Genomic DNA, 20,795 nt, shown 5'->3' with positions numbered 1-20,795 from the left:
ACGAGTACACTACTCTGCTTTTAATTTCAATGATTGAATTACTTTCCGCGGATCCTGGAATTTCACTTTTACTTTTTGGTCGTCCTTCACTTTCTGAACGCCCTCTAAGAGAAATTGCTCTCCTGCTGCCAGGCCTGAAGCCACAACATACAGATCAGGTAATTCATAAGCCACTTTTATATTCCGGGATTTTAATACGCCATTTTTGCCAACGACAAACACATATTTCTGATCCTGAATTTCATAAGTAGCCTTTTGTGGAATAATTAAAGCATTTCTGAGCGGTAGGGTCATTCTTACCTTTCCTGTTTCTCCATTTCTCAAAAGTTTATCAGGATTGGGAAACTTTGCCCGGAAGGCTATATTCCCCGTTTCATTATCAAATTCCCCTTCTATAGTCTGGATCTCTCCTTTTTGAGGAAGTGCATCTCCATTAGCCATAATAAGAGTTACTTCTTTACTTCCTCTATCTGCGGCATGAGTCTGATAATTCAGATATTCGGGTTCTGATACATTAAAATAAGTGTAAACATTGGTATTATCAGACAAACTGGTCAACAGATCTCCTTCATCGACAAGACTTCCGAGTTTCAATGGAATCCTGTTAATAATTCCTGAGAACGGAGCTTTTATATCGGTGAATGATAAATGAATCTGGGCAAGTCTCATTTCTGCATTAGCAGCATCAAGCTTAGCTTTTGCCATTGCTCGTTCGTTCTTTGAAACAATATTATTACTGGCTAATGTACTTGCATTTTTTAATTCAATATTGGCCTGTTCCACTTCAGCTTTGGATTTCATTAATTCAGCCTGATACAATTGAGGCATAATACGGAATAAAGTCTGTCCTGCGTGAACAAACTGACCTTCGTCCACGTAGATCTTTTCAAGAAATCCTTTCTCCTGTGCACGGACTTCGATATTTTTTACAGATTGGATTTGCGTAACATATTCTTTGTTGATTACAGTATCCATTTTTACCGGAGACGTAACCGGAAAGGTTGTTACTTCTTCTTTTTCTTCTTTTTTGTTGTGACAGCCAACAAATAACAAGAGGGTGCTTAGCGCAATGCCCGAGGCAGCTCTTTTCATAATTTTGAAATTATATAAATCGTTAATGTTTTAATAGAATAGAAATGGTAATTGAGAGAGAACGCTATGCCCACTACCAACAAGCACAACGCATACTGCTCCACTCTGTAATCAGAGTAGAATCATACATTGAAAAATGAATTTTAAATTCTGATAGATCGGATCAGAATAAACTTTTTTACAGAGGAATAATTGGAAACAAATCCTTGAATACGGGCTTTTAATTTTTTATAATTAAATAGTCCGAAGAAATATACCAAACCGAAAACGCCCACAAAAAGAATAGCATCCTGAACACTATCCGACCATTGAAAATCTTCTTCTGTAAGCTCTAAAGAAGAATTATCAACACCATCCGGCATTTGCTGGATCGATAATTTATCGTAGGTCTGATTTAAACGATTGGCTTTTTTAGGTAAATGATGAGAAACAGGTAGATGGTTATGTAATGTTTTGACATTGATTTTGCTTTCCACTATGAAAAGCAGAAATAGACTCGTCAAAAAATACACAATATAGTTTCTCATTTTGAAGTGGCAAAGGTAAGCTTAGATTTGAATATTTTTATACAGATTAACAAAATTTAACTCACTCACAAATATCAATCATCGGAATTGATTTATTTTCTTTCGATTCCCGGCATCCAGATACCTGAGATTACAACAGGTTTTTTCATCATTTCTAATGGGAAATACAGTGTAGATTGCCAATACAAATAATTCCGTAAAACAGAAACAATCGTTAAAAAAAATAAAAATAACCATTTCCGAAACAAAGATGCATTCCATACTATTGATATGAATATTTAATTAATTTATTAAAAATTAACAAATACACCGTAAATATTTTGTAATTTTACAGTTCACAAACAAGTAACCAATGAAACACCTAATCACAAATACTTATGAAAAAAATAGTTCACATTATTATCCTTGTTCTCGCTGTAGTTTCCGTAGCAGCATGTAAAAGCTCAGCCAAAGAAGAACCCGAAGTTATCGCCTCTCAACCTGTAGAAACAGATGATATTACCAAAGAAGTTTTTACAGACAATTATGGAGATAAAATAGAAGTCGCAATTAATAATACAGATAATACGGCTGTTATTCACCTTGATGGTAAATCTTACGAACTTAAAAAGAACAAAGATCTGCCAGATTATACTGCATCCAATCCAGAGTATCAGTATTCTAATATCAGAGGAAATATAACTTTTCTAAAAAGAAATGTTGACATGGTCTTGTTCCACCACAAACAGGAAAAGAAAGGTGCCACTGCCAGCAAAATGGCATCATATTAGTTTTGTCAAACTAAAAATCAGATGCTTTAATTAAAAACAATACCCATGAAAAAACTACACAACTATGTCTTAATACTTTCTGTACTTATCCTGGCGATATGCTGTACTGCAAAAACAGCCGATAAGAACAGTAATGATATTACCGGAAAAACTTGGAAACTGATTGAAATTAACGGTCAGCCTATACAGCTAAAAAACCCGAAAAATAATCCTTATTTCAAATTGAATATGACTGACATGCGGTACGAAGGAAACGCTGGATGTAATGGTCTGGGAGGTACTTTTGAAATCAAACAGGACATTATGCGTATCAAGTTCAATCAGGGGATTTCTACCATGATGGCTTGTGATGATCTGGAAATAGAACAACGTTTTACCAAGGCTTTATTGGCTGCAGATAATTATTCTGTAAATGGCAAAATCCTGAGTCTTAATAAAGCTAAAATGGCACCCTTGGCAAAATTTTCCCTACAAGAATAAATAGAAATGTATACAGATAAGAAGGCACTTTCATGAGAAAGTGCCTTTTATTTTTTTTATAGATCATATAACAGATTAAAAGTACCACATTCAGCACGACAGCAAATGCATTGGATAAAATAATGGGAAGTTCATCCTTCAGCAATCCATACCACACCCATAAAGACAAACCGGAAATAAGAACCAGAAGCATGATCCATGAAATATCTTCAACATTCTTTTCTTTAAGAACTTTTATCAGCTGAGGAACCATCGATACAGAAGTGAGCACACCTGCCACAATACCAAGAATATTTTCATTCATTTTTATAGAATTCACATATCCTGAATATACTAATTTTTTAATTAGGTAACGAAAAACATACACGTATTATGTAAACCTTTTAAGGGCAACTTCATCAGGTAAAGGAATTCCTTTCTCTATAAGCTGATACAAACTTCCGGAAAAATAACATCCGTTTAATATTCCCCTCGCCCCCAATCCGTTGAAAACATACATATTGGAATATTCACTATGACTCCCAATAATAGGTCTCCTATCCTTCACAGTCGGCCTGAAACCAAAATTAACTTCCTGTATCTTAAAATCGTAAGGATATACTTCAGATAACCCTCTTAACAGCTGGTCTACCGCAGAATCATCAATTTCGTGATGCAATTGCTCACGATCGTATGTGCCACCATAAAAATAAAGTCCATTATCAATGGGAAATAAAAAATGTTTCTTCTTTATGGTATCGGCAGTTGAAATTTTTTCTGATAATTTGACCCTAATATGATGCCCTTTGTTTGGAATTACAGCAATGTCTGAAAAGTACGGGTTTTTCATTACCCCCATTCCTTCACAAAAAACAATATTCTTAAAACGAATTCCTTTATATTCGGATCCAGACACATCTAAACTATCATAATCAAACTTCTCATTGATAAGATTTCCTTTGTCCTCAAAATAATTGAAAAAATCGTTAAAAAAGTTACTGACATCCAATCTCGCAGATTGATTAACGATTCCCGTACTAAAAGGATTATTAATTCCTTCTAAACTTTGAAACTCCTTATTCAAAAAGTTTTGTAATTCTAAATGATCAGACTTCTTAACCCAAAGCTTTTGTTCATTCTCATCATGGAAAACCCGATGAATAGGCTTATCAATCAAATAGTTTCTCCCTGTATATGATTCAATTTCTAAAAGGGTTCTTTTTAGAGTATTTATTTGTTCCTGAGCTAACCAGAACGTTGTAAATTTCTTTAATACCACAGGATTAATGATTCCTGCAGAGACCTGTGAAGCACTTTTCTTTTTCTCGGAAAAAATAATAAATGATTTATTATTCTGTATTAACTGATGGGCAAAAAAAAGCCCGGCATATCCATCCCCTACAATAATATAGTCTACATTTTTCATAATAAAAAAACCTGAGTAAAAATACTCAGGTTTTGTATAAATATCAAGTGAAATATTAATAATTCCACATATCATTTTCCATGTCAAGAATCTGTGCTTTAATTCTGTCGCTTTCTTCTATCTGCTCATCAGCATTTCTAGGAATATAATCTTTGATTACACCATCTCCTAAACCACTTGAAGATTTATAGATAATTGAAGAAAATCTTCTAGCATTGATGATATCATCGAAAGAAAGATCAGCAGAAGAGTTTTTTCTATTATACACGAAGTTATTCGCTAATATCTCTCTTGCACTTGGGTAATAAATCCAAAACAGGTCAATAAGCTCATTAGCTCCGGCCAAAGGTTGTCCGTCTGGTCCTGTTCTACCTTGTACAGCAGGATCTGGTCCCATTGCTGCAATACCCAGTGGTCTGTATTTCATCTGACCATCTCTTTTATCGATAAACCACATACCCATAATTTTTAATACTTTAACTTTATCAGTCGTCGTTTTAAAAATATCGGTATATTCTTTTTTCTCCTGTTCTGTAAGCTGTCTTCCAGAGTTTAGGATATCGATAGCAGCATCAGAAACTCTTACACTTTCCAATCTTTTCTGAATCCCTTCAGGAGTTAATTTAGTTACAAAATTCTCATCATCATAAACTTCCTGGATTTTACCTGTTATTGCAGCATCCAGCAATAATTGATATAAAGATCTTGTCTGAGTAGCAAGAAGACCATCAGGATTATCATAGTATAATGGCTGATTAATCTTATCATTCATGTCAATAATCTCCCAAACAAACATACTTTTTAAGATATCTTTGTCCTCAACAAAACCGTATTCCAAAGGTTTTACCGTTTTATCAACAATAGTATCTCCAACTTTCTGCTTGTTTTCAGCTCTCATTTGTCTGAACTCTTCAGGAGAAGAAGCATTCAGAATAGTCTGGGAAAAAGCAACTCCCGAAACTACTACTAAAAAAGCGCTTATATATTTTTTCATAATATTATTTTAACTTATTAAAATTACTGAACATTGATTACAACAGGAGAGATATTCTTCAATGTTTGATTTCCTAATCCTGTAGCAGTCGCTTTAATATCAAAAACATACACTACATCACCCGCTCTTACATTTTTAACCAATCCGGCAGCCTCTTCAAGACTATTACCTTTGATCAGCAATGCTGCTCTACCAGGTACTTTCACCATAAACTGATTAACAGTGAATGAAACAGGGAAATCGAAATCTGGTATTGCTGCCTGTACCATCTGATTTGGAATCGAAGTAGCAGGAATATTCAATACTGTCTGACCTCTCATCTGACCTTGAGGAGCCGGAACATTCTTAATTCTGTATTCAAATACCTGAGATACCGTTTTACCATAAGGATCAGTTCCAGATAATGTTAATTTCACAGTATTACCCGTAGAAGGAATAATATTCCATTTTCCAGGACCATTACCTTTTACTACAGCACCAGGAGCAGATAATGATAATTTAGAATTGTCAGCACCCAGGATAGAACCAGATACCGGGTTTTCTAATCCTCTGTACAATACATTCATCTTATCCGGAGAAAGTAATAATCCTTTTTCAAGTTTTACTTCTCTTGGTCCTGCAATTACATTATATGTATGCGTCCAAGGGAAACTTTGAGGTTTACCGGAAGCATCTGTTAAAGTAATAGTACCGTTTAGTTTATGCTCTCCAATACCATTTCCTGAAATAGAAATTGTTCCTTTTCCATTTTCTACTTTATTTACTCCCGTAATGCTAATCTTATTGCTATTAGAATAAGTACCTAACATTACTTTTACTTCAGCCTGTTTTCCAGCCTGAATATCAACAGGTCCTGCAACAATTGGCTCATAGCTGCTGAATTTAATACTAGCATCTACTTTCTCTTGAAGTAATAAGGCCAATGCATCAGACTGTACGTTTCTCGCATCATTCTGGATAATTTCCAGGTTAGAAATTGCTGCAATTAAAGGCTGATGATAAAACTTATTCTGAAACCATGTTTTCTCGTTTGGAGATTTTCCTTTAGGGTATTCAGCAATTAAAGATTTATTGGCTCTTTCAATCAAATCATTTAACTGATTGTTTTTTCCGAAAGTTGCTACAATATAATTTCTTACTTCATCAATTTTGGACTTCAATTCCAATGCTCCTTTAGAAGGGCTATTTTCATCTCCGTCAGCAAAAAAATAATGCGTAGTTGCTTCGTTATTATTAAGAGCTGCAAAATTCTCACTTACATCCACTTTATCAGAGAATTCTGATTCAGTTTTTAATTTAGTTTTAATTGTTTCAGCACTTTCTACTAAGGCATTAATTTTAGCTTTTAAAACCTTATACTGTTCCCATGGAGTAGCATAAGTATCCGGCACTTGTTGTGCCTTTAATTCTAGAGTTTTTTCAAAAATTTTCTCATTCTTTCTTTCTGTTAAAGTTCTTGTTTCATTAAGAGCTTTAGTCGAATCATAATAAGATCTGATGATTTCCGCATCAATATTTAGGGCCATCATAGCGATGAACACCAAATACATTAGGTTGATCATCTTCTGACGTGGAGTCTGTTTTCCTTGTGCCATTCTTTTTCTTTGTTTGGATTAAAAATTAAATTTAGAAATGGTTTGGAAATTAAGACTTCATAGCAGTTAACATACCACCATAAACTCTGTTTAAATTATTTAAGTTTGATGTTAAACCTTGTAACTCCTGGTTGAATTTTTCTGAATGCTCAGCAGACTTCTGCATATCTGCCACATATTTATTGGCAAATTCAGATTGTCTTTTACCATTCTCCAATTGCATCGCGTATAAAGCGTTCATGCTTTCCATGTGCTGAGCGGCAATGTTTAACTGATCATTATATTTGTGAGTAGAAGCAGAAACATCTACCGTCTGATTGATCTGATCCACTGAATTTGAAAATTTATCAATTCCTGTTCTTAATCTTTCAAACAATTGAACATCTAATTTAGCATCCTGTAACATTTTATCCAATTTTGTAGAAAGAGAGTTCTCTAATTCTGCAAATTGAGCAGCTGCATTATTTCTTGAAGAAACATTAGAATGTAAAGGGTTCGGGTTAGCATGTTTATCTAACAATTCAGGATAAACATTTTCCCAGGCATAAGACTCTTCTGATTTTGGAGGGTCGAAAGCGAAAATAATGAAGATGATTGCTTCAGTAATAAGTCCTACTGTAAGAGCAACGTTACCACTGATTGGTCCCAAGTTAATGTGAGTAATCTTAAGCCAAGCTCCAAGGATTACAATTGCAGCACCGAATGAATAAAAGAAATTCATCCAAGCATCTTTAGTCTTAAACATATAAGTTAGTTTTTTTTAATGATTAAAAATAAATTGTATTGAAAAATAATTATGTATCTGATTATCTGTTAACCCTTCTTGGCTTAACAGCAGCTTCAGGAATATCCTGTACAGTTCTGAATCCAATATAACTTCTTGCAGAATCTTTTCTTTCCCAATCTCTTGCACCAGTCATAAGCATTGCGCCTATATCTTTCCAAGAACCTCCTCTTACAGATTTCTTAGAATCTGATTTATCTTTAGTAGAAGGGTTTAGAGTTGAAGAAAATCCGTATGAAGAATTGTTGTAAGAAGATTCTGTCCATTCAGAAACGTTTCCAGCCATATCAAATAACCCAAATCCATTTTTCTTAAATTTCTTTACTGGAGCTGTATATGTATAAGTACCTTTTTTATCGTCTTCCATGTAATTACCACGCTTAGGCTTAAAGTTAGCCAGGTAGCATCCTCTGTCATCCATCAAATATGGACCTCCCCAAGGATAAGTAGCATTCTGCATACCTCCTCTTGCAGCATATTCCCATTCGATCTCTGTAGGTAAACGGAATTGTAATGGTCTCTGTTTTTTTCTTTTTAAGCTTTCATTGTAATCCGTTTTCAATTTAGATCTGAAATTACAATATGCTCTTGCCTGATCCCAGGTTACCCCAACAACAGGATAATCTTTATAAGCTTTATGCCAAAAATATTGTTCAAATAATGGCTCGTTATAGGCGAAGTGGAAATCTTTTACCCAAACAGTTGTATCCGGATAGATTGCTATACTTTTGCTTTTAAGGTAGTTTACCCCTCTTTCATTGTCAGCAAGAGCAGCATCCATATCTCCCCACTGGTAATTATATTTTAATTTACTAACATCAAGGATTCTTTCATTACCAATTCTGGCAGAAGCTGGTAAATATAAAGACTCAAGAACTTCCGCATATTCTACATCAGGATATTTTGAAGTATTCCAATGCAATGGAATTTTCCAATCCAGTCTTTTACTTGCATCATATCCCCCATCTTCTCTTCCTCCTTGTCCTTCTAAATATTCCTGATACGGAGTAAGGTTTTCTTCTTTCTTAGCAAGGTATGCATAATCTCCGATGCTGGCACCTCTTCCTCCACCTTCACCACCTTCTCCGGCAGCTTCAGCAAGTAGAGTTCTGGCAATAGAGTCTCTTACGTAGTTAATGAATACTCTGTATTCTGCATTAGTAGTTTCTGCTTCATCCATAAAGAATGAGGACACAGTTACTGTTTTCAGTGCTGATTTCTCAGGAGTATGAGTGATATCCTGATCAGCTAAACCTGCGATAAAAGATCCTGCAGGAATTGCAACCATACCGTATGGTCTTTCAGCAACAAATGATTTAGTTTTTTCTCTTGGTATCAACTCTCCTTTTGTTCCTGGCTTCCCTACAGAAGAGCTACCACCACCTGAACAAGATACCGACGCTACCGACGCAGACAATAATAAAAGAAATATCCTTTTCATGTTAATTTTTATAATTAAGCCGTAAATATATAATTTTTTTAAGAAACTTTTAAGATTTTTTTTGAAATAACGCGAGAAATCTAAATTTATTTTATTTCCTAGTATTTTTATTCTACAGTTACCGACTTAGCAAGGTTTCTGGGCTGATCTACATTGGCTCCTCTATATACTGCAATATAGTAAGCAAGCAGCTGTAAAGGCACAGATGCAACTATTGGAGAGAAGCATTCTGAAGTTTCAGGAATTTCGATAACGTAGTCTGCCATTTCGCTTACCTGCTGATCCCCTTTATTAACAACAGCAATCACCTTTCCTTTTCTTGCTTTAATTTCCTGAACATTACTTACGATCTTATCATAGTGACCTTTTTTAGGCGCAATAATAACGATTGGCATATTCTCATCGATCAAAGCAATAGGTCCGTGCTTCATCTCCGCTGCAGGATACCCTTCTGCATGGATATAAGAGATTTCTTTCAATTTAAGAGCTCCCTCTAAAGCCGCTGGATAATTATAGCCTCTACCTAAATACAAGAAGTTATGAACCCCTACGAAATCTTTAGCTATACTCTGAGTCAACTCATGTGTTGAACTCAAAACTTCTTCAATTTTCTTAGGAATTGCATCAAGCTCTGAAATGAGACTCATGAATTCAGCATTTCCAAGGTTGCCATTATGCTTTCCTAGCTTGAATGCAATAAGTGTAAGGATCGTAAGCTGGGCAGTAAATGCTTTTGTAGAAGCTACTCCGATCTCTGGTCCTGCATGCGTATAAGAACCTGCATCCGTAATTCTTGCAATAGATGAATCCACTACATTACATATACCATATATAAACGCTCCTTTTTCTTTTGCCAGTTTTAAAGCCGCCATTGTATCGGCAGTTTCTCCCGATTGGGAAATCGCAATTACAACATCTTTATCTGTAATAATCGGGTTTCTGTATCTGAATTCTGATGCATATTCCACTTCAACAGGGATTCTTGCATATTCTTCTATAAGATATTCACCAATTAAACCTGCGTGCCATGAAGTACCACAAGCTATGATGATAATTCTGTTGGCATTTTTAAATTTCTCAACGTGATCCCAGATTCCCGCCATCTTGATGATTCCTTCATCCACAAGTAATCTACCTCTCATTGTATCGTGGATCGATTTTGGCTGCTCAAAAATCTCTTTAAGCATGAAGTGCTCATATCCACCTTTCTCGATCTGCTCAAGGCTTAATTTTAATTGCTGGATTTCCGGCTCTATTCTTGAGTTTTCATTGATTGTTCTGATATCCACTCCTCCTTCCAAAGAGATTGTAGCCATATGTCCTTCTTCAAGATAGATTGCTTCTTTTGTAAACTCTACAAAAGGTGAGGCATCAGATGCAATAAAATATTCTTTATCTCCAATACCAATTGCTAAAGGAGAACCTAATCTTCCAACTACCAAAACGCCAGGATAATCCTCGTGCATTACAGTAATAGCATAAGCTCCGTATACCTCATTAAGTGCATATCTTACCGCAGTTGGAAAATCTGTTGCTACATTTATATCCATAAAATACTGGATAAGATTCACTAAAACTTCAGTATCTGTTTCAGACTTGAAAGTAAATCCTTTATCAGCAAGCATTTTTTTAATGGTATCATAGTTTTCAATGATTCCATTATGAATGATTGCAATTTTATTATTATTAGATAAATGCGGGTGAGAGTTTCTATCACTTGGAACCCCATGAGTTGCCCAACGTGTGTGTCCCATCCCAATTTTCGCAGTACCTTTTAATTGAGCTGAAATATTAACAAGATCATCTACCTTTCCTTTTGTTTTTTCAACTTCAAATGAATTGTTTGCATTTTCCAAAACAATTCCCGCACTGTCGTATCCCCTGTATTCTAGTCTTCTAAGACCATTAATAACTACATCATAGGCATCCTGAAAGCCTGTATATCCAACTATTCCGCACATAATTTATTTTATTTGGTGTATGTTTAAATTTATTTTGTTCCGTAAGTAACGATTAACTGAACTCTTTTATCATTAGTAGAATCAGCAGAACCGACAAAAACAGCTCTATCTCTTGTGTATGATCTTGAAGTATATTTAGCCCCAGCAAGACCCGTGTTATCAGAATTAGACAAGAAACCTCCAATATCGATTCTATAATACTTATTAGTATTGTTTGATGCATAATCGCCTGGTTTTCCTTCTACTAAATCTTTTACTGATTTTGTAACAATAAAGTCGTAATGAGCAGGAGTGGGATTTTTATCTAAATCAAAGACCTTATATATTGAGTAATTTGGAGATCCCGCAAGAGTCAATACATCACTAGTAAATGCAGTAGTAGTTATATAAGGTGGTGTTATAGAGCTTTCTTTTCTATCCTTTTGCAAGAAAGTAAACAGACTTGGTTTTACATAACTATTATTCCATGTAGAAGCATCTGTATATATTCTGATTTTAGCACTAATAATGGCAGCCTTATTATTCTGATATAGAGTTTTTAATTTCTGGATTTCTGAATCCGGAATTTTCACCCCGATAGAAGGTCCTCCCATTCCTTGCGCATACAGCTTTTTATCACCATTCACACGATTTCCTACCATATTCAAATTAATGGCAGTCGCCAATGCAGAATTCGATCTGTCATATTGATATTGTCCAACATGTGTATTCCCTGCTCCTAAAGCAAATGAATAAGTTGCCTGAGGTCTGGTTACTGTTCCATTATCCGTTTTATCATATTTATAATACATGATCAACTCTATGTCATTAGGAGAAAACTGGAATAAATATCCGTCATTTTCCTGAACGGAAATCCTAAGTCCTTTAAAATGTCTGATAAAGTTGGAAGCATCAGCGAGTTCCGGCTTACCTTTCTTATCAATAATTTTTTCCTGGAATAAGGTTTTACCGTTATCCAATGGAATCCTGATCGCAGGTGTAGTTGTTGAAAACAAAGAACTGTTATCAGAATCTTTAGTAATAGTCACGGTGTTAATCGTCCCTTTAAACTCTTTTGTTCCAAGTACAGTTGAATTATAAGCAAAATTAGCATTTGATTTTACACTATCGGTCGCAGCTCCCAGGAAATCCGTAACTTCATTGACATCAATGTGGAACGTCTTTTTCGCTTTTCCGTATTTGTTAATAGGATATGTTTTCACCTCTTTTTTTGCAGCCACATTTCCATCCGGATACACATAATTTTCATCCGTTGTTGTTGTAAGTGAATCTGATGCATAGGTCGGTTTGATTACAAGAACCACTGAATCTACTTTTGCATTGGCCCCAAAATCAGGATTATAAGTAGATAATCTAAGCTGTGTAATGTAAGACGCCTTTTGCATTCCAAACTGGTCTTCTTTAAAAGCACCTAAAACTGCTGATCCTAATTGGGTAGCGTCACTTTTAATGGAATCATTATTAAGGATGTTAAAAGCAATAACATTGTAGGAAGTCTCCTTTCCCTGAGCTGCTCCATCTAAAAATAATTGTTCTCCCAAAGAATCCGGATCCGGCTCACAATTATAAAGTAACACACTGCCGAAAATTGCCAGAGAAAGTATGGCAAAAGTTCTTTTAATAGTACGAGTCATTAAATGTCTTTTTAATAAAGTTTGTTTATGGAATCTACATCAAGATACTCCGATTTGGTTGTAGATGTTTCATTGAATGCCTTATCCAGGTCTCCATCCAGGAATTCATCTCCTTTTACAACCCCGTCTACATAATTCATGCTTTCAATGACAAAACTTTGAAAGCTTGGCTTATCTAACGCTTTTAGTCCCGAAATATTATCGAATTCTAGTTTTTCTCCGATTTTATCGTTAAGAGGGGCGTCTTTTTCATTATATAATGAAAGAACAATCTTAGCGTCTTTAAAATACGTATCGGATTTGTAGTAAGTTTTAAGATAAATAGGAACAAAAGAAGCCATCCAACCATTCAAATGAATGATATCGGGAACCCAGTTCAGCTTTTTAATAGTCTCAATTACTCCTCTTGCAAAAAATATTGCTCTTTCGTCATTATCTTCAAAAGGGCTACCATCATCTTCATAGTAATATTGTTTTCTTTTGAAGTATTCTTCATTATCTATAAAATAGACCTGAAGTCTTTCCCCCGGAAGAGATGCCACTTTAATGATTAGAGGTTGGTCCAGGTCATTAATGATAATGTTCATTCCTGAGAGACGGATAACTTCATGGAGTTGGAATTTCCTTTCACTTATTTGTCCAAATCTTGGCATAAAAACTCTAACATCATTGCCTTCATTGTGCATTTTAAGCGCCATTTTGTTTACCACAGTAGCCATGTTTGTATCTTCCTGATATGGATACATTTCTGTAGTAATGTACAGTATTTTTTGATTCGGCATAAATTTCTATCTAATTTTTTGTAAAAATGCTTTAATGTGCAAAATTACAAAAAAACATCCAACATTATTTTAATTAACATTTTTTTACGAAAATTACCTTTTTCAAATTATCAAAAACGCAGTTTATTATCTGATATTTTAGTATTTTTGAATTGCTATTAAAATTAATTATGGAAGTCTTAAAAAATAAAAAAACACTTCAGGATTTCATTGAAAGACAGAAAGAAATGGGAAAAAGAATAGGATTTGCACCTACAATGGGAGCTCTTCACAATGGGCATCTTTCTCTTTATGAAGTAGCAAGGAATGAAAATGATCTTGTAATTTCTTCAATTTTTGTTAATCCTACTCAATTCAATAACCCTGATGATCTTGCAAAATATCCACGGGATGTGAACCGGGATATACTTATTTTAGAAAATTCCGGATTAGTTGACGCCGTTTATATTCCTGAAATTACAGATATCTACCCTGAAAAAGCTGAAAGTCATCATTATGATTTTGACGGCCTGGAAAATGAAATGGAAGGAAAATCCAGACCTGGCCATTTTGACGGTGTAGGAACGGTAGTAGAAGAGCTTTTCAGGCAAATACAACCTGACAATGCTTATTTTGGAGAAAAAGATTTCCAGCAACTTGCTATTATTAAAAAATTGGTTGAGAAAAAGCATCTTCCTATAAAAATTACAGGAGTTCCTATTTACAGGGCAGATAACGGTCTCGCTTTAAGTTCAAGAAACCAAAGACTGCATGAAGATCGTAGGGAAGTTTCAAAAATTATTTATGAAACATTAAAAAAGGTCAATGATTGGTTCAGAGTAATCACCGTTCCTGAAATTAAAGAAAGAGTTGTTGATATTTTCGATCATCAGCACGGTATGAAGCTTGAGTACTTTATGATCGCAGATGAAAACTCATTAAAAGAAACAGACTTCTTTTATAAAGATAAATCCTACAGAGCTTTTATAGTTGTTGTTGTAGACGGTGTAAGACTAATTGACAATATGCATCTGGATTAACACAATCTCCTGATAATTTCGCAATACAAAAATGTAAACTTTGATTCCTTAATCGAAGTTTTTTTTGTTCACCTGCTCATATACAAAAAATCAAAGGCCTCCTGAAGGAAGCCTTTGAACACCAAATCACAAAATATTAATATGAAAAAAATTTACTTTTCAGTAAACTTGTGACCCGGCTGGGATTCGAACCCAGGACCCATACATTAAAAGTGTATTGCTCTACCAGCTGAGCTACCGAGTCGGTCGTAATTCTAATTTACAAATTTTAAATCAATATGCAACTTAAAATTTACTTTTCTTTGCAGTGCCTGCGACTGGACTCGAACCAGCACATCCTTAGGAAACCACCCCCTCAAGATGGCGTGTCTACCAATTTCACCACGCAGGCAAAAAAATTACAAAATTTAGTAATATTTTTGCTAGTGACCCGGCTGGGATTCGAACCCAGGACCCATACATTAAAAGTGTATTGCTCTACCAGCTGAGCTACCGAGTCGGCCACTTATTTTAAACAACTTTCATTTAAGTAATGTCCCTTGTTTTAAGTGGTGCAAAGATATAACTTTTTTTAATTTCTCAAAACTTTTTCGCAAATTTGTTTAAAAATATTTCATGATAATTTCACTAGTCGGATACATGGGTTGTGGCAAATCACACATTTCCAAAATTTTAAGCGAAAAAATAAATTTTAAATTAATTGACCTCGATAAAGAGATTTCCAGACGAAATAAATTAACTATTCCGGAAATCTTCGAAAAAAAGGGTGAAATCTACTTTAGAAAGCTGGAAAGAGAAACTTTGGAAGAAATACTCGCTACCGAAGAAAATCTTATTTTAAGCCTCGGCGGTGGAACTCCTGTTTATTACAATAATATGGAGATCATTAATAACAACTCTAAGAGCATTTTTTTGAGAGCTTCCGTTAGTACTTTAGCAGAAAGGCTTTCAAAACAGAAAGAAAAAAGACCATTAATCGCTAATATTTCTGATGAAAACCTTCCTGAGTTTATTGCTAAGCATTTATTTGAAAGAAATCAATTCTATAGCAAGGCTATGATTAGTGTGACTACAGACTCCAGAGAACCTGAAGCCATCGTTGATGAAATTATCGAGAAACTCTATTTATGATTTCTCTTCAACCTCATTTTCCATTCCATCGTCTTCACTTTCACCAAAAAAGTCGTCCCAATCTGTAAAATCTGATGCAATATCATTTTCCACATATCCATCCATGTCTCGTCTGTCCTTTTTAGTAGGCCTGCCTTCTCCTCTGCTTCTGTAATAGTCCTGGGTCATTTTACGCATTTTAAGCAATTCGTATTGCTCTTTGTCTGTTACATCTTTGATATGAAGAGATACCAGTTTAGCTCCTATCCTACTTTTAGGGATCTGGATTACTTTAATCTTATAATCAATCTGATTTTTACGGATTTTTATTACATCACCTTCTTTTACCTCTTTTGAAGACTTTACAACAGTATCTCCAATGGAAACTCTGTTCTTCTTAATCTCCTCAGTTGCAACAGTTCTCGTTTTATAAAAACGAATGCTCCATAAAAATTTATCTATTCTCATAATTTTTTATACTTTTGCCGTTATATTATTTGTAAAGTAATTAAAGTTTTTGAAATGAAAAAAATATTTTTATATATCCTTGCAGGATCTCTTTGTTTTTCTGCTTGTAAAAAAGATGATGAGGCACAAACATTTGTTGAGCCCGATGATGTAGCAGTAAGAAATACCTATGATGATCAGGCTATCCAAAAGTTCCTGAACGACAACTATCTTGATACCCAAGGAAATATAAAAGCTTTCAGTGCTACTGATACCATTGATGACCATGAGAAGAAGCTAGCAGAATTAAATCCTGTAAAACTTCCTTCAGGAGTTGTGTACATCGTAAGAGCAGGTGCACAGCCTTCTCCGGCAAAAACAATAGGCGCTACCGATGTTCTTAGGATGATGGTAAGAGCAAATTATTATCTGGCGACCAATACAGACGGAACAGTAGCACTTGTAGCATCTTCAGTTTCCCCAAGCCTTGTCAATACAGTAAACGGAACTGGATCTCCCCTTTCGGATCCTATGTGGTATTATGTAAAGCAAGCAGTTATAAATGATAAAAACCTTCCTGCAGTAGCAAGAGAGAGAAAATACTATGAAATAGAAGGATTCCAGGAAGGGTTGAAGTTTTTCAAAGCAGCATCACCTGCTTTAACAGATGGGGCTCCTTATAACCTGCAGGGAGTAATTATTGTTCCTTCCAGAGCTGCTTTTGGAAGAGAGGCCCATTATAACTATACGGGATATTCTCTTCAAAACAGGACATTTGTATTTAATTTCCAGGTGTATGGAACATCAGATAGACCTGCAAATGAATAAGTAAAAGTAAAACATCAATAAAAAAAGCGCTTCAGAATAACTGAAGCGCTTTTTATTTATCTACATTCTTGTTTTCTGTCTTACATTTCCTAAAATATCCGGAAAATAAAGATCCGCAAGATGATCGAATTCATCTCCCCTCATAAACATGGATGCATCTACTTCTTCATAAGAACTACGTCCTGCTGCGGCAATCAACTCATTACACGTATGAAGGGTATTTTTATGAAAATGATATACTCTTTCACTTTTATCTGTAACATCCAGTCCCTTGATCAGCATCTTATCCTGCGTAGCAACACCTGTAGGACAATTATTGGTATTACATCTGAGCGCCTGTATACATCCCAGTGAGAACATAAATCCTCTGGCATTATTACACATGTCAGCTCCCATCGCCACCGCTCTTAAAATATCAAGACTTGTCAATACTTTACCACTGGCAATGACCCTTAGCTTTTTTCTAACATTATAATTGTTAAGTGTTTTATTTACAAAAATCAACGCCGGTTCCAAAGGCATTCCTACGCCATCTGAAAATTCCGGTGGTGCAGCACCCGTACCTCCTTCGGCTCCATCTATGGTAATAAAGTCCGGATATATTTTTAACACATTCATCTGAACACAGATGTCTTCAAATTCTTTTGTATCTCCTATACAAAGCTTAAACCCTACAGGCTTTCCTCCGGAAAGTTCTCTTAGTTGCTGTACAAATCTCAATAAACCTGCTGCATTGGAAAAAGCAGAGTGCGATGGTGGCGAAATCACGGTTACTCCAGGTGTTACGTGACGAATCTTTGCAATTTCAGGTGTATTTTTTACTCCCGGCAAAACTCCCCCATGTCCCGGCTTTGCCCCCTGAGATAATTTAATCTCAATCATTTTCACATTAGGCAATGTAGAATACTTTATAAAGAGATCCGGATTAAACTTTCCTTCTTCATCCCTGCATCCAAAATATCCTGTCCCTATTTGCCAGCATAAATCACCTCCTTCCAGGTGATGTGGGGAAATACCTCCTTCCCCTGTATTATGATAAAAATTACCTTTTTTCGCACCCCTGTTCAGTGAAATCTGTGCCCTGTCACTTAATGCTCCAAAACTCATCGCTGAAATATTAAATAACGACGCATGGTAAGGTTGCGTACACTGTTCCCCTCCTACCCATACTCTTGGTAATTCTTCGGATGGCGATTTAGCATATATAGAATGCTTAATCCCTTCATATTTTCTGTGATTAACCTCCAGTTGTGTTCCGAATGCCACGGTGTCGCTAAGGTTTTTTGCACGCCGGTAAACAGCTGAACGTTGATTTCTGGGAAAAGGCTTCCCATCTGTTTCCCTCTCAATAAAATATTGTTGCATTTCAGGAGAAATGCTTTCAAAAAAGTATCTGAAATATCCTAAAACAGGAAAGTTTCTTAAAATTGCATGCTTTGATTGTGTAACATTATAAACTCCAACAGCATAAATAATAGTAAGTAAAATAGGAATCCACCAATCCGCTTTTATCAAGAAAGCGATAGCCCAGGCTACAACTAAAATTATAGCACCCCAAAGCAAAAATTTATCTCTCATATCGTTTTTGAATTTTATCAAAGTTAAAAAAATACAGAATACTTTCCCGCATTCAGCTCCATTAAAAACGGTTCAAATTATTGTATTTTTTGTTTTTTTCAGTTTTCAATAGGAGCATGAAATTTATATCTTAAGACAAATCAGCAAAATCGTGCCGTCCAATGCACTTTCGAAATCTATAAGATACGAAATCCTCTTTGAATTTTGGTAATGACAATTTGCTTTCTATCCTCATCAATAATGATGAGAAGTCTGTAATAATATGAATAAGAAAGGAGATAAAAAGGCTATACCTTTTCTAAAAAGCTCTCAAAAGAATTAAGTACTGAAACCGTACCGTCAGCTTCTATTTTTTCAAGTTTTAAAAATTCAATCTGGTTAATCGATGCCTGGTCAAAATCTTTTTGGACTCTTACGTAGTTTTCAGTGAAACCATACATCTTGCCATCTTTATTTTCATGCTCCCAAAGGACCGGAAGTGTTTTTCCAAGCTGAGTTTGATAAAACGACATTTTTTTCTTTTCCGAAAGGATCCTCAACATTTTGTTGCGTTTTTTTCTTTCAGGGATGGGAACAACCCCTTCCATATCTGCTGCTTCGGTATTTTCTCTTTCAGAATAAGTGAAAACATGAAGATAACTGATGGGAAGATCATTAAGGAAGTTATAGGTTTCCATGAACTTTTCTTCAGTTTCTCCAGGAAATCCAACAATCACATCAACACCAATAGCCGCATGAGGCATAACTTCACGAATTTTATTCACTCTATCCCGGTAAAGCTTGGTTAAATAACGTCGCTTCATTTTTTTCAACAGATCATCGCATCCGGATTGTAAAGGAATATGAAAATGAGGAACAAAGCTCCTGCTTCTGGAAACCAGTTCAATGCTCTCATCCTTCAGAAGATTAGGTTCAATAGACGAAATACGTATTCTCTCGATCCCATCTACCTGATCAAGCTCAGAAATCAGATCCAGAAAAGTATGCTCATGTCTTTTATTCCCGAATTCACCTTTTCCATAATCTCCAATATTCACTCCGGTAAGGACAATTTCTTTGATATCTTTTGCTGCAATTTCTTTAGCATTATTAAGAACACTATCGATCGTATCTGATCTTGAAATCCCTCTTGCTAAAGGAATGGTACAATAGGTACATTTATAATCGCAACCGTCCTGAACTTTCAAAAAGGCTCTTGTTCTGTCACCGATTGAGTAGCTTCCTATAAAAAAGTCGGTTTCTTCAATCTCACAGGAATGAACAATTCCCTCACTTTCAGATTTTTCTAAATCGTCAAGATAACTCAGGATATTGAACTTTTCTTTGGCACCTAATACCAAATCAACTCCATTAATCTGTGAAATTTCTTCAGGCTTGAGCTGAGCATAGCAACCAACAATAACAACCAGTCCTTCTGGATTCGCTTTCATTGCTCTTTTTACATGAAGTTTACACTCACGATCTGCATTTTCAGTAACGGAACAGGTATTGATCACATAAACATCAGCCTTATCATCAAAACCTACCTTATCATATCCGGCATCTGTTAATTGACGAGCAATAGTAGATGTTTCCGCAAAATTTAATTTGCAGCCAAGGGTATGAAATGCGGCGGTTTTATGAAAATTTGACATTTTTATCAGTCCTGAATTTTATGAGTGCAAAGATAGTAATTTAAATAAAGACTCTAAATTGATTCGGTCTATTGTTTGTAATCGTCTCTGACTTCCGGGTTATTTTCAAAACAAACAGGTGAGGAATTACCTTTAAATTCAGTATTATTCCATTTATTTTTCATTTCCATGTTGAACTCCTGAGATTCATTTCTTGGAATCGAAAGCGTTTTCCAATCATCATTTTTTATCATTTTAGCAATATAAACGATCTGCCCGATATGATAGGGATAATGGGCCAGCTGACGAAAAACAGCATCTAAAACCGTATGCCCTTCTCCTCTAATATAAATCGTAGCATACAGGTTTTCATCAGTGATCTGATCTAATGCATTCAATAAACAACTCCAGCCTTTTTCCCAGAAATTGATAACCTCCTCCTTTGTTTTAAATGCATTGACAAATTCTTCATCGCGGTTTCTATATTCTTTTTCTCCATCTTCTGTTAAAAAATTCGTCCATCGGGAAATCATATTTCCTGCAACATGCTTTACAATTACTGCAATGGAATTGCTCTCGTTATTAAACTGCCAGAATAGCTGCTCTTCTGACAGTTGTTCAAAAGCCCTGTCTCCGAGAGATTTATAATAACTGAATCGTTTGATAAATAATTCTTTCATTCATTAAATTTAAAAATATTGAAAGAAAAAACCATCTTTTTAGGATGGTTTTTTT

The 20,795-nt window shown here is 35.2% G+C and carries 20 protein-coding genes and 3 tRNA genes; 5 read left to right on the top strand and 18 right to left on the bottom strand.

The features are described from left to right. Positions 1 to 9 precede the first annotated feature (9 nt). Together MTQ00_RS20180 and MTQ00_RS20175 are read right to left on the bottom strand one after the other, a co-directional pair. Entirely contained in the window at positions 10 to 1,092 is a 1,083-nt protein-coding gene (locus MTQ00_RS20180) for an efflux RND transporter periplasmic adaptor subunit (protein ID WP_172283892.1), read from the bottom strand. 143 nt (positions 1,093 to 1,235) lie between these two features. After that, positions 1,236 to 1,619 carry a hypothetical protein gene (locus MTQ00_RS20175; RefSeq protein ID WP_172283890.1) on the bottom strand — a complete coding sequence of 128 codons (384 nt, stop codon included), beginning with the start codon at positions 1,617 to 1,619 and terminating at the stop codon, positions 1,236 to 1,238. A gap of 377 nt (positions 1,620 to 1,996) precedes the next feature. Between MTQ00_RS20175 and MTQ00_RS20170 the strand changes: the two genes are divergently transcribed. Both MTQ00_RS20170 and MTQ00_RS20165 read left to right on the top strand, forming a co-directional pair. Further along, complete coding sequence (locus MTQ00_RS20170) at positions 1,997 to 2,389, top strand: hypothetical protein (protein ID WP_172283888.1); 393 nt, start codon at positions 1,997 to 1,999, stop codon at positions 2,387 to 2,389. Positions 2,390 to 2,434: 45 nt separating this feature from the next. Further along, complete coding sequence (locus MTQ00_RS20165) at positions 2,435 to 2,869, top strand: META domain-containing protein (protein WP_273650781.1); 435 nt, start codon at positions 2,435 to 2,437, stop codon at positions 2,867 to 2,869. Here the strand turns inward: MTQ00_RS20165 and MTQ00_RS20160 are convergent. The 9 genes from MTQ00_RS20160 to MTQ00_RS20120 all read right to left on the bottom strand — a co-directional run bounded on the left by MTQ00_RS20160 (position 2,829) and on the right by MTQ00_RS20120 (position 13,465). Beyond that, positions 2,829 to 3,173 (bottom strand): SemiSWEET transporter, encoded by a 345-nt coding sequence (locus tag MTQ00_RS20160; RefSeq protein WP_273650780.1) that lies wholly within the window; start codon positions 3,171 to 3,173, stop codon positions 2,829 to 2,831. The genes MTQ00_RS20165 and MTQ00_RS20160 overlap by 41 nt on opposite strands. Before the next feature lie 66 nt (positions 3,174 to 3,239). Continuing rightward, on the bottom strand, positions 3,240 to 4,274 hold the full coding sequence (locus tag MTQ00_RS20155; RefSeq protein ID WP_273650779.1) for an NAD(P)/FAD-dependent oxidoreductase: 1,035 nt from the start codon (positions 4,272 to 4,274) through the stop codon (positions 3,240 to 3,242). 55 nt (positions 4,275 to 4,329) lie between these two features. Then, positions 4,330 to 5,268, bottom strand: coding sequence for a type IX secretion system ring protein PorN/GldN (gene porN / locus MTQ00_RS20150; protein WP_273650778.1), 939 nt, complete (start codon positions 5,266 to 5,268; stop codon positions 4,330 to 4,332). 23 nt (positions 5,269 to 5,291) lie between these two features. Next, the gene (gene porM, locus MTQ00_RS20145; protein WP_172283879.1) at positions 5,292 to 6,863 is read right to left on the bottom strand and encodes a type IX secretion system motor protein PorM/GldM; all 1,572 of its coding nucleotides are present in this window, start codon (positions 6,861 to 6,863) and stop codon (positions 5,292 to 5,294) included. Between the two features lie 49 nt (positions 6,864 to 6,912). After that, on the bottom strand, positions 6,913 to 7,608 hold the full coding sequence (gene porL, locus MTQ00_RS20140) for a type IX secretion system motor protein PorL/GldL (protein WP_172283877.1): 696 nt from the start codon (positions 7,606 to 7,608) through the stop codon (positions 6,913 to 6,915). Positions 7,609 to 7,669: 61 nt separating this feature from the next. After that, complete coding sequence (gene porK / locus MTQ00_RS20135; protein WP_172283875.1) at positions 7,670 to 9,088, bottom strand: type IX secretion system lipoprotein PorK/GldK; 1,419 nt, start codon at positions 9,086 to 9,088, stop codon at positions 7,670 to 7,672. Between the two features lie 107 nt (positions 9,089 to 9,195). Then, a complete protein-coding gene (glmS, locus tag MTQ00_RS20130) occupies positions 9,196 to 11,049 on the bottom strand; it encodes a glutamine--fructose-6-phosphate transaminase (isomerizing) (RefSeq protein ID WP_172283874.1) in 1,854 nt (617 codons plus the stop codon). A 29-nt stretch (positions 11,050 to 11,078) separates the two neighbouring features. Then, complete coding sequence (locus tag MTQ00_RS20125; protein ID WP_273650777.1) at positions 11,079 to 12,683, bottom strand: DUF4270 family protein; 1,605 nt, start codon at positions 12,681 to 12,683, stop codon at positions 11,079 to 11,081. Positions 12,684 to 12,694: 11 nt separating this feature from the next. Then, a complete protein-coding gene (locus MTQ00_RS20120) occupies positions 12,695 to 13,465 on the bottom strand; it encodes a glycogen/starch synthase (RefSeq protein WP_172283870.1) in 771 nt (256 codons plus the stop codon). Between the two features lie 170 nt (positions 13,466 to 13,635). On the opposite strand from MTQ00_RS20120, the gene panC reads away from it, so the two are divergent. Then, a complete protein-coding gene (gene panC, locus MTQ00_RS20115) occupies positions 13,636 to 14,484 on the top strand; it encodes a pantoate--beta-alanine ligase (RefSeq protein ID WP_273650776.1) in 849 nt (282 codons plus the stop codon). A 171-nt stretch (positions 14,485 to 14,655) separates the two neighbouring features. Here panC and MTQ00_RS20110 read toward each other — a convergent pair. From MTQ00_RS20110 to MTQ00_RS20100, 3 genes are all read right to left on the bottom strand, one after another. Next, positions 14,656 to 14,728, bottom strand: a tRNA-Lys gene (locus MTQ00_RS20110). Between the two features lie 64 nt (positions 14,729 to 14,792). Continuing rightward, positions 14,793 to 14,875, bottom strand: a tRNA-Leu gene (locus MTQ00_RS20105). Positions 14,876 to 14,910: 35 nt separating this feature from the next. Then, a tRNA-Lys gene (locus tag MTQ00_RS20100) sits at positions 14,911 to 14,983 on the bottom strand. Between the two features lie 116 nt (positions 14,984 to 15,099). On the opposite strand from MTQ00_RS20100, the gene MTQ00_RS20095 reads away from it, so the two are divergent. Beyond that, complete coding sequence (locus MTQ00_RS20095) at positions 15,100 to 15,615, top strand: shikimate kinase (RefSeq protein ID WP_273650775.1); 516 nt, start codon at positions 15,100 to 15,102, stop codon at positions 15,613 to 15,615. Here the strand turns inward: MTQ00_RS20095 and MTQ00_RS20090 are convergent. After that, positions 15,610 to 16,062, bottom strand: a complete 453-nt coding sequence (locus MTQ00_RS20090) for an RNA-binding S4 domain-containing protein (RefSeq protein WP_172283865.1) — start codon at positions 16,060 to 16,062, stop codon at positions 15,610 to 15,612. The two genes, MTQ00_RS20095 and MTQ00_RS20090, sit on opposite strands and share 6 nt — an antisense overlap. A gap of 54 nt (positions 16,063 to 16,116) precedes the next feature. Between MTQ00_RS20090 and MTQ00_RS20085 the strand changes: the two genes are divergently transcribed. Then, positions 16,117 to 16,869, top strand: a complete 753-nt coding sequence (locus MTQ00_RS20085; RefSeq protein WP_273650774.1) for a hypothetical protein — start codon at positions 16,117 to 16,119, stop codon at positions 16,867 to 16,869. Positions 16,870 to 16,929: 60 nt separating this feature from the next. Here MTQ00_RS20085 and MTQ00_RS20080 read toward each other — a convergent pair whose 3' ends face one another. From MTQ00_RS20080 to MTQ00_RS20070, 3 genes are all read right to left on the bottom strand, one after another. Then, on the bottom strand, positions 16,930 to 18,447 hold the full coding sequence (locus tag MTQ00_RS20080) for an FMN-binding glutamate synthase family protein (RefSeq protein WP_172283861.1): 1,518 nt from the start codon (positions 18,445 to 18,447) through the stop codon (positions 16,930 to 16,932). Between the two features lie 287 nt (positions 18,448 to 18,734). Further along, complete coding sequence (gene mtaB, locus MTQ00_RS20075; protein WP_273650773.1) at positions 18,735 to 20,081, bottom strand: tRNA (N(6)-L-threonylcarbamoyladenosine(37)-C(2))-methylthiotransferase MtaB; 1,347 nt, start codon at positions 20,079 to 20,081, stop codon at positions 18,735 to 18,737. Positions 20,082 to 20,149: 68 nt separating this feature from the next. Next, positions 20,150 to 20,740 (bottom strand): DUF1572 domain-containing protein, encoded by a 591-nt coding sequence (locus MTQ00_RS20070; protein WP_273650772.1) that lies wholly within the window; start codon positions 20,738 to 20,740, stop codon positions 20,150 to 20,152. Positions 20,741 to 20,795 lie beyond the last annotated feature (55 nt).

It is taken from the genome of Chryseobacterium sp. B21-037 (genome assembly GCF_028570785.1).
Classification (GTDB): Bacteria; Bacteroidota; Bacteroidia; order Flavobacteriales; family Weeksellaceae; genus Chryseobacterium; species Chryseobacterium proteolyticum.
Note: the sequence above shows the minus strand (reverse complement) of the source record. Positions and strands in the feature narration are given on the sequence as shown.